Annotated in this window: 11 protein-coding genes; 6 read left to right on the forward strand and 5 right to left on the reverse strand. The window is 74.6% G+C overall.

Annotation, left to right across the window (positions count from 1 at the left end; all coding sequences use genetic code 11):
• Positions 1-73 precede the first annotated feature (73 nt).
• Both ACIQOW_RS10155 and ACIQOW_RS10160 read left to right on the forward strand, forming a co-directional pair.
• Positions 74-406, forward strand: a complete 333-nt coding sequence (locus ACIQOW_RS10155; RefSeq protein ID WP_188295301.1) for a PadR family transcriptional regulator — start codon at positions 74-76, stop codon at positions 404-406.
• A complete protein-coding gene (locus ACIQOW_RS10160; RefSeq protein ID WP_401082154.1) occupies positions 403-1374 on the forward strand; it encodes a hypothetical protein in 972 nt (323 codons plus the stop codon). Before ACIQOW_RS10155 ends, ACIQOW_RS10160 begins: the two co-directional genes overlap by 4 nt.
• A 261-nt stretch (positions 1375-1635) precedes the next feature.
• On the opposite strand, the gene ACIQOW_RS10165 is transcribed toward ACIQOW_RS10160, so the two are convergent.
• Complete coding sequence (locus ACIQOW_RS10165) at positions 1636-2727, reverse strand: hypothetical protein (protein WP_401082157.1); 1092 nt, start codon at positions 2725-2727, stop codon at positions 1636-1638.
• A gap of 361 nt (positions 2728-3088) precedes the next feature.
• On the opposite strand from ACIQOW_RS10165, the gene ACIQOW_RS10170 reads away from it, so the two are divergent.
• Positions 3089-4591: an FAD-binding oxidoreductase gene (locus ACIQOW_RS10170; RefSeq protein ID WP_401082160.1), complete on the forward strand. Its 1503-nt coding sequence runs from the start codon at positions 3089-3091 to the stop codon at positions 4589-4591.
• Positions 4592-4756: 165 nt separating this feature from the next.
• Here ACIQOW_RS10170 and ACIQOW_RS10175 read toward each other — a convergent pair whose 3' ends face one another.
• Positions 4757-7150 (reverse strand): SpoIIE family protein phosphatase, encoded by a 2394-nt coding sequence (locus ACIQOW_RS10175; protein ID WP_401082163.1) that lies wholly within the window; start codon positions 7148-7150, stop codon positions 4757-4759.
• A 152-nt stretch (positions 7151-7302) separates the two neighbouring features.
• Here ACIQOW_RS10175 and ACIQOW_RS10180 point away from each other — a divergent pair, with 152 nt between their 5' ends.
• Both ACIQOW_RS10180 and ACIQOW_RS10185 read left to right on the forward strand, forming a co-directional pair.
• The gene (locus tag ACIQOW_RS10180; protein WP_401082166.1) at positions 7303-7509 is read left to right on the forward strand and encodes a hypothetical protein; all 207 of its coding nucleotides are present in this window, start codon (positions 7303-7305) and stop codon (positions 7507-7509) included.
• A gap of 147 nt (positions 7510-7656) precedes the next feature.
• Positions 7657-9021, forward strand: coding sequence for a M14 family metallopeptidase (locus ACIQOW_RS10185; RefSeq protein ID WP_401082169.1), 1365 nt, complete (start codon positions 7657-7659; stop codon positions 9019-9021).
• Between the two features lie 272 nt (positions 9022-9293).
• Here the strand turns inward: ACIQOW_RS10185 and ACIQOW_RS10190 are convergent, their stop codons facing one another.
• The 3 genes from ACIQOW_RS10190 to ACIQOW_RS10200 form a co-directional block, all read right to left on the reverse strand.
• Positions 9294-10277 carry a hypothetical protein gene (locus ACIQOW_RS10190; protein ID WP_401082172.1) on the reverse strand — a complete coding sequence of 328 codons (984 nt, stop codon included), beginning with the start codon at positions 10275-10277 and terminating at the stop codon, positions 9294-9296.
• 196 nt (positions 10278-10473) lie between these two features.
• Positions 10474-11559, reverse strand: a complete 1086-nt coding sequence (locus ACIQOW_RS10195; protein WP_401082175.1) for a HEAT repeat domain-containing protein — start codon at positions 11557-11559, stop codon at positions 10474-10476.
• A 118-nt stretch (positions 11560-11677) separates the two neighbouring features.
• On the reverse strand, positions 11678-12646 hold the full coding sequence (locus tag ACIQOW_RS10200; RefSeq protein ID WP_401082178.1) for a proline dehydrogenase family protein: 969 nt from the start codon (positions 12644-12646) through the stop codon (positions 11678-11680).
• A gap of 133 nt (positions 12647-12779) precedes the next feature.
• On the opposite strand from ACIQOW_RS10200, the gene ACIQOW_RS10205 reads away from it, so the two are divergent.
• Positions 12780-13739 (forward strand): GlxA family transcriptional regulator, encoded by a 960-nt coding sequence (locus ACIQOW_RS10205; protein ID WP_401082181.1) that lies wholly within the window; start codon positions 12780-12782, stop codon positions 13737-13739.
• Positions 13740-14055 lie beyond the last annotated feature (316 nt).

A 14055-nucleotide genomic window follows, 5' to 3' on the forward strand; every position in this document is an offset into this window, starting at 1 on the left:
CCTGAGCGCACCTGCCCTTGCCAGATACTACGGTCACCGTACTATTGTGGCGGTCGTGACGAAGAAACGCTCCATGCAGGAGCCCACCTTCCTGCTGCTCACCGCCCTCGCCGACCAGCCCCGGCACGGCTACGCCCTCGGCGACGAGGTCGCCGCGATCTCCGACGGCCGGGTACAGCTCGGCGCCGGCACCCTGTACGGGACCCTGGACCGGCTGCTCGCCGAAGGCCTGATCCGGGTCGAACGGGAGGAGACGGTCCACGGGCGCCCCCGCCGCGTCTTCGCCCTCACTCCGACCGGCACCCAGGCCCTCACGGACGAGAGCGAGCGACTGCGGGCCGCCCTCCGTGAGGCCGACCGGCGCCTCGCCGTCACCCGGACCAAGCTCGCGGGAGGCCTGGCATGATCCCGCACCGGAACCACCACGACCACCAGCCAGCCCGCCTGACGGCCCGTCTGCTGCGCGGCGCCCTCGCCCTCTACCCGGCCTCCTACGGCGCCCACGCGCTGGCGGAGGTCGCCGACCACGCCGAGCGCCGCGTCCACACCGCGAACCCGCTCGCCGGGCTGCGTGAGGTCGCCGATGTGGCGGGGCACGGAGCCCGGGCCCGGTTCGGCCTGGTCTCCCACCGGCCGACGGGCCTGGCCCTGGCCACCGCGGCCCCGCTCGCCGCGGCACTGGCCGGCGGCTACGCCGCCGTGCACCTCTGGTGGGCCGTGCGGGCCGCCACCGACCCGGACAGCGGGGCACGCGTCGGATCACTCGTGGCCGCGCTGGCGCTGCTCGTCCCGGCGGCGCTGATGGCCGTCACGGCCCTGGCCGGCCGATGGACCGCCGCCAGGGCCCTGGCGGCGGCCACCTTCGTCCTGGCACCACTACCCGGCCTCCTCGTCCGCCCCGAACTGCCCGGCGTGCACATCCCGCTCACCTACGGTCTCGGCGGCGCCGACGCCGCGCTGTTCGCCCTCAACGCCCTCGTGCTGCTGATCGCCCCGCCGGACCGCACCACCCGACCCCGCTCCGCCGTCCCGTGGGCGGTCGTGACCACGCTCGTGGCCTCGGACGTCGTCCTCGCCCTGACCCACGGCGCCGGCGCGGCAACGGCCTTCCGCACCACGTTCCACCTCGCCGCCCCCGTGGTCGCCGGCGCGGCCGTCGCCTGCACCGCCCGCACGGTCCGCTCCGCGGCCCTGACCGCGGCCGTCCTGGCCGTGCCACCCCTGATCGCCCCCACGCTGGTGGTCCACACCGTCATGAACCCGACCGCCGTCGTGTTCCCGGTGCTGCTGTTCACCGTCGGGTACTCGGTCGCCCTCGCCGCGGTCCGCCTGGCGGGCCGGCTCTCCCCGCGGACCGACCCGCAGCAGCCCTGACCCCCGGCACCCGCCACGCCTTCACGCCCTGCCCGCAGCACTGCCGGCAGGGGGTGAAGGCCTCGTGCGATGCCGGCGAGGACGCGCTGTGGGGCGCCTCCACCAAGAGGATCACCGGAGAACTGCGGCTGCTCCGCCGAGTGGGTCGAGGGCGTCCCGGTCCCCCGCTGCCTCGGCGAGCCCTCCGACGACGCCTGACTGCGCCGCCGCCCCGTCCCCGCGTCACCGCGGCCCTGCCGGCCGAGCGGAGCGGACGCCCTCTCAGCGCTGGTGCGGCTTCCGCCCGCGCTGCTCCGCCACGCCCGGAGTGAGGTGCGCCGGCTGCTCTGCCGCCGGGGCGCCTCGCCGCCCCTGGGCGGGGCTGCCGGAGCGTAGCCGTGCGGCGGTGGCCGACAGCTGGATGGCGGGTCCTGGTCTCCGAAGGGCGCGGCCCATGGCCACCAGCCCGGGGGCGTCCACCTCGGCGGCCGACCGTGTCGGGGCTTCTTCCTGCCGGGGCCCACCACCGAGGACCAGCAGCGCCTCCGCCGCGGGCAGACCGTTCGACCGCCGTACGGACCGGCTGTAGACGCCCGCCGCCGCGCCGAGTGCGAGGAGGGCCTCCGCGCTGGGCAGCGCGACCCGGTCGCGGCGGAGGCGGTCGGCCGCCAGCTGGGCGAGCCGGGCGATCGTCTCGCACGCGCGGACCGACACGGTGCGGAGGAACTCGGACACCCGCTGGTCGCCGAGGAGGCGGCCGGCGGACTCACCGGCTCTTTCGGCGAGCGTGTGCCAGAGCCGGGAGACCGCGTCACGAACGATGCGGACCTGCTGCCACTCGGGGACACCGGTCAGGGATTCGGCGTGCCGGTCGGCGTCGCGGAGCGCGGCGTCGACGGCGGTCGCCGCGCTGCGCGCATCCGCCCGGCCCGGTGCGGCGGCGGCCGTCGGCTCCGCCCCGTCCGGGAGCGAGGCGACGTTCTCCCACCGGACGTGGAGAGCCTCCACATCGGCCTCCAGGACCGCGCGCAGGTCGTCGGCGGTGCCGCGCCCGTCGGGCACGGTCTCCTGCCACGCCTGAGCCACCTCGCGAAGCTGCGCTCCGAGGTCCGGAAGGTCCACGGCTCCCGCTGCCGGCCGGCCCTCCGGCTGTCCGACGGCCGGCTCCTCAACCCACAGGGGCAGCTCATCCATGCTCATCGCTTCCTCGGCGGCGTCTGCCGTCTCGTCGTCCGTACCGGAGCGCCGCCCCTCCAGGAGCCCCGCCACGAGCCCGGCCGCAGCGGCGTTCGCCTCGGCCGGCTCGTCCCGGACGCTCTCGGCGGGCACCGGCGGCACGCCGAGGGCAACGTCCTCCTGCTCCGGTGAACTCATACGACGAAGGGTCATGGCCGCCTGTCTGCCGTACACGGGACGGAGCGTTCGACGCGAACGCCCCCGAGTGCTGAACACATCCGGTCTAGCACGCCCCTGCTCACACCTGACAGCCGGTCGCCCACCGGACCTCCGATTCTCAGGCCAAACCGCCCGCCGGAATGGCAATCCAGCCACGTCGTTGACGAACGGTTCACCACACGGGATCCAGACGGGGTCCAGGCGGGGTCCACCCAGTACCGCCCGGTCCCGCCCGCCGCCGCGCTCCCGGAAGGCGCAGCTCCGCAGGCCCGGGTGGCGTCGCTGCGTGACGATCGGCTGGACAGCACCCGTGCGCCGGCCGCCGGGAGAAGGGCGAGCCATGACCATGGACCGACGACGTTTCCTCGCGACCCTCGGCGCCGCCGCCACGGCGGTGGCCACCGGCGGTGCCCCCGCCCGGGCGCTCGTGGCCTTCCCGGCCCGCGCCCGCAGCCTGGCGGCCGGGCCGCCCGACTGGCGGGCGCTGCGAGCACGCCTGGGCACCCGGCTGGTGCTCCCGGCGGACCCCGGCTACGGGACCGCCCGGCTCGCGTACAACACGCTGAACGACGGTCAGTCGCCCGCCGCCGTGGCGCAGTGCGTGTCGGCCGACGACGTGCGGGCCTGCCTGGACGTGGCACGCGGGCACGGGATCCCGATCGCGGCCCGCGGCGGCGGCCACAGCTACCTGGGGTACAGCATCCCCTCCCGGGGCCTGGTGATCGACGTGCGCCGGATGGCCGATGTCCAGGTGCACCCCGACGGGACCGCCGAGGTCGGCGCCGGTGCCCGCCTGATCGAGGTGTACGCGGCGCTGGCCCAGGCGGGCCGGCTGCTTCCGGGCGGCAGCTGTCCGACCGTCGGGGTCGGCGGCCTGACCCTGGGCGGCGGCATCGGTGTGCTGACCCGCAAGTACGGGCTGACCTGTGACCGGCTGGCCTCGGCCGACCTGGTCACCGCCGACTCGCGCCTGCTCACCGCCTCGCCCGCCACGGAGCCCGACCTGTACTGGGCGCTGCGCGGCGGCGGTGGCGGCAACTTCGGCGTCGTGACCCGGTTCGGCTTCGCCACCGCCCCCGCGCCCGGCCTGACCGTCTTCGTGCTCGACTTCCCGGCCGGCTCGGTGACCGACGTGCTGGGGGCCTGGCAGCAGTGGGTGGCCGGGGCGCCGTCCGAGCTCTGGGCCAGCTGTCAGATCTCCGGCGGCACGCCGCCCGGCTGCCGGATCGTCGGCTGCTACGTGGGCGACCCGAGCGGCGCGAACCCGCTGCTCGACCGCCTGGTGACGGCGGCCGGGACCACCCCGACTTCGCGCTCCGTCTCCCCCAGGGACTACCTCGGCGCGATGAAGTTCATGGCGGGCTGCTCGAACGACACCATCGCCCAGTGCCACCCCACCTGGGAGGGCGGCGTCCTGCCGCGGGCCGGATTCGTCGCGGTCTCCCGGATGCTGGGCCCTGCGCCGCTCGATCCGGCGGGGGTCACCTCGCTGATGGCCGGCCGCACCGGCGTCGACCTGCTGCTGGACTCCCTGGGCGGCGCGGTCGGCGGGCTCGCCCCGGACGCCACGGCGTTCCCGCACCGCGACTCGCTCGCCGGCGCCCAGGTCTACGCCGCCGCCACATCGCTCAACGAGGACCGGGTCCGGGCCACCGTGAACACGATCCGCGACGGTCTGGCCGATCTCGGCGCCCGCGGCGCGTACGTCAACTACATCGACGGCATGCTGCCCGACTGGGGCCGGGCCTACTACGGCGGGAACCTGCCCCGGTTGAAGGACGTGGCCCGCCGCTACGACCCGGACGGCGTCTTCGCCTTCCCCCAGTCCGTGGCGGCCGCCTGACGCCGGAAGGCCGTCGGCGCCACCTCGCCACCTCCACCCGGCACCCGGGCCCTGCTCGCCTCCGTACCGAGCCTGCGCACCCCACCGTCCTGATCCGCGTTCCGCCACCGGGGCGCAGCCGCGCCCGGGATGCGCCCGGAATGCAGGATGCCACCGGGGTGCCGCCTACCTCCGGTGCGGGGGCAGCGGCAGCTCGAAGAAGACGACCTTGCCGACCGCCTTGCGAGCGGTGCCCCAGCGCTCGGCGAGCTGGGCGACCAGCGTGAGGCCGCGGCCGATCTCCTCCCACACCTCGCCGGGCTTCAGCGAGGGCAGGTTGTGGTTGTCGTCGCTGACCTCCACCAGCAGCCGGTCCGCCCTGATCAGCTGGAGCTGCACCCGGTCCCGCGCCACCCTGATGGCGTTGGTCACCAGCTCGGACACCAGCAACTCGGTGGTGTCCCTGAGGACTTCGAGGCCCCAGGCGGAGAGCTGTCCGACCACCAGCCGTCGTGCCCGCGCCACCTCGTCCGGCTCGGGTTCGAGCTGCCAGGTCGCCACGTCGGCCGGCGGGATCCCGGTGAGACGCGCCGCCAGGAGCGCGATGTCGTCCTCCCGCTCGCCGGGCTGGAGGCGGTCCAGAAGGGCGTCGCAGGCCTGCTCGGGGCTCTGCCGCGGATCGATCAGGCTGCCGCAGAGCGCGGCCAGGCCCACGCCCGTGTCCCCGCCGCGGACCTCGACGAGGCCGTCCGTGCAGAGCACCAGCATCGACCCGTCCACGACGTCGACGGCCGCGGTCAGGAACGGCACTCCGCCGACCCCGATCGGCGCGCCGGACGGGATCCTCAGCAGTTCGCTGGTGCCGTCCGGACGTACCAGCACCGGGGGGACGTGGCCGGCACCGGCCAGTTCGCAGGTGCGGTTGATCGGGTCGTAGACCGCGTACAGGCAGGTGGCGAGGTGCTCGGGCCCGAGCTTGTGGGCCAGGTTGTCCAGGTGGCGCAGCAGCTGCCCCGGCGGCAGGTCGAGACCTGCCAGGGCGTGGACCGCGGCGCGCAGCCGCGCCATGGTCTGCACCGCGTGGAGGCCGCGGCCCATCACGTCGCCGACCACCAGGGCCACCCGGCTGCCCGGCAGCTGGAACGCGTCGAACCAGTCGCCCCCGGCCCCTCCCCGGCGCTCGCCGGGCAGATAGCGGTGGGCCAGCCGCATGCCGGCGATCGCGGGCGGCAGCTCCGGGATCATCGACCGCTGGAGGGTCGCCGCCACCTTCAGCTCCGCGCCGTGCAGGCGCGCGATGTCCATGGACAGGGCCGCACGGACGACGAGGTCCTGGAGGTGGTCCGCGTCGCCGTGGCCGAAGGGCCCCCGGCCGGCCTGACGGACCAGCGTGACCACGCCGAACACCGTGCCGCGGACGCCCAGCGGCAGCGCCAGGACGGAGCCTCCGACCGCTCCCGGGAGCGAGGAGGCACCGGCGTCCGAGGCGGCCGTCCCGGGCCGCATCACCGGGACGAGCACCGGGGCGCCCTGTTGCAGGGCCCTGCCCCGGGGAGTGGCGCCGGGCGCGGTCAGCAGTGTCCCCTCGCCGGGCTCGTCGCTCCACTGCTCGGCGCCGGGGGTGAAGGCCAGCGAGACCCGGCGCAGCAGCGTACGGTCGTCCGGCCTGCCGGTGGGCAGCTCGGCGTCGTCCGTCAGCCCGGCGACCAGGTCCACCGAGACGAAGTCGGCCACCCGGCGGACCAGCAGGCCGGACAGTTCCCCGGCCACCGTCGCCAGGTCCAGCGACCGCTCCACCCGCTGCCCGAACTCCCGGTTGAGCGCCATCCGCACGGACTCCAGCTCCACGTGCGGCGGCTTGAGCCGCCCGGCGGCACGCTCGGCGTCGAGCGTCGCCTCCGCCGCCAGCAGCCGGGCCTCCAGCCGCACACAGCGCTCCTCCGCCACGTGCTTGAGCGACTGCGCACGCGCGAGTTCGGTCCGCAGCGCCTCCAACTCCGCCTTGAGGCCCAGTAACTCGTCCCTGACCCCGCTCGCCCCGCCCGGCTCCCCGTCCGGCTCCTCGTACAGCTCCAGCGCGCCAACGGCACCCGAGGCGTAGCGGGCGGCGGCCCAGTCCGCCTCCAGCTGCCGGTAGCGCTGCTCGGCCTGGTGGGCCTGCGCCTCGGTCGCCTCCAGCGCGCGCAGCAGGTGCCGCTCGCGCACGCTCGCCAGGTGCAGCTCCCGCTCGGCGGATCCGAGCTTGTCCCGCAGCTGTTCGACGTCATGCCGCGAGGCGTTGCGCACGCGCAACGCCTCCATCCTCAAGTGGTGCGCCTGGTCCTGGACTTCGGCGGTCACCGACTGGCCGCCCAGCTCCCCGACATGGCGCAGCAACTCGTCGACGAACTCCTTCGGGGCGATGCGCTGGCCCGTGAAGTACCGCGAGACGGAACCCTTGTCACGGTTGCAGCGGGCCGCGTAGCGGGTCAGCGTGGTGTCCAGGACCGCGAAGAGCCGGCCGATGAACTCGATGAACGCCCGGACTTCCGCCTCCGGCGGGCCGAAGGGCTCCGAGACGTCCCTGTGCCGATCCAACACCCGCGACTCCCCGATCACAGCCGTGCCCGCCCGCCACGCCGTTGCCGCCGATCGGCAACGCGTTGCCCGTGGCGCAACGCCCGCGCCGCACGAAAGCGTAGGCGGTGAACCCACGTCGGTGAACCCAAGTCCCCGCAGTCGAAGGAGAATCGATGCTTCCCGCCGCCCTGCACCGGCTGGCCGCGTGCCAGCGCACCCTCATCGTCGCCCTGGGGCTCGTCCCCCTGGTCATGGTGATCGCGGTCTGCCTGCCCGCGCTGGTCCTGCTGCCCGCCCTTCCCGGAGGGGTCGCCCGCTGCTCGACCCTGATCACCCTGTTCAGGGACTGGACGGAGGCCGTCCTGACCAAGAGCCGCTGAGCCGCCGGACCGGGGGTGCCGGCCTCCGCCGCCGCGCCCCCTCTCCGAACGTCTTGACGAACGCATGACATTGACGGACCATCAGGCTGGCGCGCGCCTCACCTCCTCCACCGCTCCGCTTTCACGGACCCCCACAGGAGGACAGTCATGCGACTGCCCCGCCGAGGGAAGCCCGCCACGGCCACCGCCGTCCTGCTGGCACTCGCCCTCGCCACCCCGCTCACCGCCCAGGCCGCCTCCCCCGACCACCCGTCGGCACCCTCCGCCGCCCCGGCGGACACGGCCGCCGACACCGCGCGGCAGTACCGGCTCGACGGCCCGCGCACGGTCGCCGACCGCACCGCCGTCGCCGCCACCGGCGCCTCCGTCGACGCCGTCCTGCCCGAAGCGGTGATCGTCACCGCCACCACCGCCGAGGCCGCCCAGCTGCGCGCGCTCGGCTGGTCCCCCGTCGCGCTGCCCGGCCCCCGCCACGGCGCCGGGCCCGGTGACGAAGGCCTGGCCGGGCCGGTGTACGACTTCCCCCAGGCCGACTCCGGCTACCACAACCACGCCGAGGCGAACGCCGACATCGACGCGGTCGTCGCCGCGCACCCCGACATCATGAGCAAGCGCGTCATCGGCACCTCCTACGAGGGCCGGCCGATCGTCGCGGTGAAGATCAGCGACAACGTCGGCACCGACGAGGACGAACCCGAGGTGCTGTTCACCGCCCACCAGCACGCCCGGGAGCACCTCACCGTCGAGATGTCGCTCTACCTGCTGCACGAGTTCGGCGACAAGTACGCCACCGACAGCCGCATCGCCGACGCCGTCAACAGCCGGGAGATCTGGGTGATCCCCGACCTCAACCCGGACGGCGGCGAGTACGACATCGCGACCGGCCGCTACCGCAGCTGGCGCAAGGACCGTCAGCCCAACACCGGCACCGGCAGCGTCGGCACCGACCTCAACCGCAACTGGAACTACAAGTGGGGCTGCTGCGGCGGCTCCTCCGGCTCCACCTCCAGCGAGACCTACCGGGGCGGCGCCCCGGAGTCCGCCAAGGAGACCAGGGTGGTCGCCGACTTCGTCCGCAGCCGGGTCGTCGGCGGCAGGCAGCAGATCACCGCTGCCATCGACTTCCACACCTACAGCGAGCTGGTGCTCTGGCCGTACGGCTGGACCACCGCCGAAACCGCCCCCGGCATGACCGCCGACGACTACAACACCTTCGCCACCCTCGGCCGCAGCATGGCCGCCACCAACGGCTACACCCCCGAACAGTCCAGCGACCTCTACATCACCGACGGCGCGATCGACGACTGGCTGTGGGGCGCCCAGCGGATCTTCGCCTACACCTTCGAGATGTACCCCGGCCCGAACGGCAGCAGCGGCTTCTACCCGCCCGACGAGGTGATCGGCCGCGAGACCAGCCGCAACCGCGAGGCGGTCCTGCGCCTGGTGGAGACGGCCGACTGCGTCTACCGCGTGATCGGCAAGCAGCAGCAGTACTGCGGCGTCTCCGCCTGACCGGCCACCCCCGCACGGGCCGCGGCGCGAGCGGGAGCACCCACCGCTCGTGCCCCGGCCGGTGACGCCGGGCGGGCGCTCCTGCCACACCGCCCGCCCGGCCACCGGCCCCGGGCCCTGCCCGCCCGGCCTTCCCGGACAGGGCCCTACCGGCTCCCCGGACGCGAGCCGGAGCACCCACCCCGCTCGCGCCCCGGCCGATGACGCCGGGCGGGCCGCTCACGCCGTACCGGCCCGGACTCCCGGAGCCCCCGGCGCCCGGGCCGGGCGGCTCAGCCGCGGGCGGCGCGGCCCCCGGCCTCGCGCGCACCGCGCACGTCACAGGACCGTCCTGTCCCGGCCGAACCACAGGTGGCCAGGCACTGGCCGAGGACGTAGCAGCGCAGGTCGATGTCCTCGGGCAGGGCGGGCGCGGCGCCGGGGAGGGCGACGGCGCCGACCGCGACGACGAACGTCCTGCTCACCGCGTCGCTCCCCTTCTTGGTCTGCGGGGCCTGGAAGAGCAGGTAGCGGGCCAGCAGGTAGTCCTCGGCGGTGAGACGGGGACGGGCCAGCAGGTCGAGGGCGGCGGCGTGCAGGACGGCGCTGTCCCGGGGAGTGGGCGAGGCGGTGTAGACCGGGTTTCCGCCGCGCTCCATCCAGGACGTGTTCAGGCCCCGGGCCGCGTACCTGGCGGTGAGCTCGGCGTCGGTACGGTGAGCGGCGTCGCCCCGCAGGATGCGGTTGCCGGCGACCAGCCGTCCGTCCGGCAGCAGCACCCGGTTCTGGAGGGTGTCGCCCTCGACGCCCTCGACCGCGAAGCGTTCCTCGGCGAGACGGCCGTAGCGGACCATGGCCTCCCAGGCCGGGGTCGCGAGGCCGCCGGTGAAGGCGTGCGCGGCCTGGTCCCACTGCGCGCCCTCTCTCAGCCGGCCGACCTCGCCGAGGCGGTCGTAGTTGGTGTCACCCTCCCGGATCGGGGTGCGAAAGCGCTCCGGGAAGAAGGCGATCCGAGTGCCGGGACGCGGACCCATCGTGACGGCGAGACGGTAGCGCCAGTCGACCAGGTGCGCGTGGACGGCGGCCAGCGCGGCCACCCTGGCCGGCCGCCCCGGAGCGGCCTCCCACCTCCGGGCCAGCAGGCCGGCCGCCTCGGTGGCGGCCTTCGCCTGCTCGACGGCGAACGCGCGGGCCTTGACCTGTCGGGCGGGGTCGGCGAAGCGCAGGGCGAGCGGACTGGTGGGGAAGTCGCCGGGGGCGATCGGTGCGGTGGACATGGATCTCTCCTCGTCGGTCGAGCACGCCGGTCCGGCCGGCGGGCCGGGGCCGTCCGCCTCCACAGGCGGCCATGTGCCCATCCTGCCGGGCGAGTTGCACCATACGGCCGACGAGCAGTGGGCAGCCGTGAGTCCTGAGCACCTGCGCGGCGGCCCCGTCCGGCAATGCCGTGACGACCGGCCTCCCCGGCGACGCCTACCTCGAAGACTCCGGGAGGCCGTCAGCCCGCGGTCCGCTCACGGCAGTACCGGTGAGGTCGGCCACCACCAGCTCGGCCGCCCGCGTCGGGTCCCCGCCGGCGCGGGAGAGCAGTGAGGCCACGTCGTAGACCGCGTCGCCCGACTCCCGGTGGGTCACCTGCATGCCGTGCACCGACTCGTAGCGCGGTGAGCTGAGGGCCGCGCCGAGGTCGGAGCGCAGCCGCTCCAACTCCACGACGACCGTCCAGGCGTCGCCCTCCATCCGGGCCCGCCGGACCGGGTCGCAGGCCGCGATGACCCGGTCGGTCTCGGGTGAGTCGGGCTCACAGGTCTCAAGAGCCGGCAGGAGTTCGGGGACGCCCAGAATCGCCGCTGCCTCAAGGATGAAGGCGCGGTTCCCGTCGTCGGATGCCAGCAGTCGCGCGATCAGCGGGACGGCCCGTGGATCGTGCCGCCTGGCCAGCCCCCGCGCGCCTTCCTCCCGGACCTCGTCGCACTCGTCGGTGGTGCAGGTCCAGAGCGCGTCCCTGATCGCGGTCGTGTCGTGCTCCAGCTGGAATCCCAGCGTGAAGGCCGCCCAGTTGCGGACGTCGGCGTCCTGGTCCCGGGTGAGCCGGATCAGCGCCCGGACATCGGGCCCGTCGGCCGACCCGCTGTTGGTCAGGCTGAGTTCCGAGGCGACCTGACACCGCACCTCGGCCTCCTCGTGTCCGGAGAGCCTCACCAGCACCGGCACGGCGCGCGAATCCTGCGACCGGCCCAGGCCCCGGGCGAGGGACAGCAGCACGCAGGTCTCCGTCTCCACGTCGGCCCGCGCCATCAGGGCGGTTGCCACCTCGCTCCGCAGATCCTCGTGCGCTTCGGCCAGGCTCCCCACCAGATCGGCGCCCACCTTCCGCTCCAGGACATCGGCCGACCCCAGCAGCCCCGCCCCACCGCGCCAGGCGGCCTCGCCGCCCTCCCGCTGCGCCGTCTCCCAGACCAGTCCCCAGTAGGCGTGGCAGTCGTCGTCCGCCTCCGAGTCCCGCGCCACCCGCGCCACACTCATCAAGCGCCCCACCAGCCCCGCCACGTCGTCCATGCGCGCATTCTCGCCCGGAAGGCCCGCCGCCGGACACCGGATTTCCACACCGGGCACCTGGTCGTACGGCGGAGCCCGCCCCCGACGCGACGACTCGCGCCTGGGAGCGGACGCCCGGTCACCCGGCCGCGTCGACGAGGGCTTGGAGGACGCGCTGGGGGTCTTCGGCGAGCCGGTTGCAGACGTAGAGCCACCATTCGGTGCCGAAGACGATGTACTCCCGCGTGGGGTGCCCGCGTTCGGCCATGGCGTCGAGGATGCCGGGCCCGAGGCCGAGCAGTGTCTCGAACTCCCACGGGGCACCTTCACGGCCCGTCCCGCCGATCCGCTGCTCGATGCGGTCGATCAGGTCCCGGTCGTGAGTGGCGAAGGAGCACAGGTGGCCCGAGTCGGCCAGCTGCTGCGCGTACGTCAGGTAGGCGGCGCGCAGGGCCGGCGAGTCACGGTGGTGCGCGATGGTCTCGGGCTCAAGGAAGGCGCCCTTGACCAGGCGGATGCGGCCGGGTCGGCCGAGCAGCTCCGGCAGGTCGTCCGCGGTGCGGTGCAGGCGTGCCTGGACGGTGAGACCCACGTGGTCGAACCGCTCGCACAGCCTGCGGTGCAGGTCCAGCACCGCGTCGGTGCGGTCGGACCCCTCGGCCGAGATCACCATCTCCCGCCCGGTGACGGCACAGGCCTGGGCGATGCGGGAGGCGTTGGCGAGGGCGAGCCCGGCATCGACGACGAGGCCGATGTGGGACAGGTCGAGGGAGATCGAGCAGCCGGACGGCAGCAGCCGGGCGGCGGCGAGGAACACCTCGGTCTCCTCCGTGGCCCGCCGCGCGTCACGGCAGCTCTCGCCCATGTACTCGACGTTCACGCGGTGGCCGGCCGCCAGGACCTGCCGGGCGCGGTCCAGGGCGTCCGGCAGGGTCTCACCGGCCACGTACCGTCGGGCTGCCTTGCGGGTCAGGGGGCCCAGGACCGGATCGCCGGGGATGCGCCACTTCAGGTCCTCGTCGAGCGCGAGTGCGCGCAGGACCTGGGCCGCCCGCGCCGGGAGGGCGGTGGTGGAGTCGGAGGTGGAGCCGGGGGTGTGCATGGTCATCGGGCGCCTAGCTGTTCGCATACTGAAGAGGGGGACGCCCCTGAGCCTCGCAGGACGGGCCGCCCGCGGGCAGTGGCAGAAACGACGGATAGGCTGGAATTCCTGCCAACCGGTTCGAGGAGGCCCGAAGCCGATGCTCCGTGATGTCGCCGTCCTGGCCCTCGAAGGCGCCCACGCCTTCGAACTGGGCGTGTTCTGCGAGGTCTTCGGCATCGACCGCGGCGACGACGCGTTCCCCGTCTACGACTTCGCCCTCGTCTCGGCCACCGGCGACAGCGTGCCGACCCGGCACGGCTTCGAGGTGCGCGCCCGGCACGGGCTGGAACGGCTGGCCTCCGCGGACCTCATCTGCGTCCCGGCCTACGACCCGGGCGTGCGGCAGCCGGACGCCCTCGCCGACAGCCTGCGGGCCGCCGTGCGGCGCGGCGCTCGCGTCCTGAGCATCTGCACCGGCGTCTTCCTGCTGGGCCAGGCCGGGCTGCTCGACGGACGGCGCTGCACCACCCACTGGCGCTTCACCGGGGAACTCGCCCGCCGCCACCCCGAGGCCCGGGTCGAGTCGGACGTGCTGTACGTCGACGAGGACCCGGTCATCACCGGCGCCGGCACCGCCGCCGCGGTCGACACCTGCCTCCACCTGATCCGCAAGGAACACGGCAGCGCCGTCGCCAACGCGCTCGCCCACCGCATGGTCGCACCCCCGCACCGCGACGGCGGCCAGCGCCAGTACCGCGAACGCCCCGTACCCCGGGACCGGACGGGCTCCCTCGCCCCCGTCCTGGCCTGGATCGAAGCCAACCTCGACCGGGACCTGACCGTCGAGGCGATGGCCCGCCACGCCGGCCTCTCCCCGCGGACCTTCGCCCGGCACTTCCGGCAGGAGACGGGGACCACTCCGCTGCAATGGCTCACCGGCCAGCGGGTCCTGCTCGCCCAGCACCACCTGGAGACCACCCACGACCCCGTCGCCGCCATCGCCCACCGCGCGGGCTTCGGCAGCATCGACAACCTCCGCCACCACTTCGCCCGACGCCTCGGCACCACCCCCCAGGCCTACCGGCACGCTTTCGCCGACCCACCCGCCACCGCCTGACACCCGCCCTCGCGGCTCAGCCGACGAACGGCGCTCGACAGCACGACGCCCCCGCGATGCCAGGATCCCGCCGGCCCCGCGGCCCCACGCGCTCCATGCGGAACCTGGTCACCCGAACCTCCCCCGGAACCGGCGCCTGCCCCTCGACCACGTCGACGAACGCCCGACCGCCATCCGGACCCAGGCGACGGCTGACCCCCGCGGGTGCGGGGAGGACCACTCCCCCTTGGGGTCGCAGGGGATGTACACCGGCTGACCCCCACGGGTGCGGGGAGGACCGCATGTCGGCGTGGACGACGGCCGTGTTCGGGGGCTG

It is taken from the genome of Kitasatospora sp. NPDC091335 (assembly GCF_044757205.1).
Taxonomy (GTDB): domain Bacteria; phylum Actinomycetota; class Actinomycetes; order Streptomycetales; family Streptomycetaceae; genus Kitasatospora.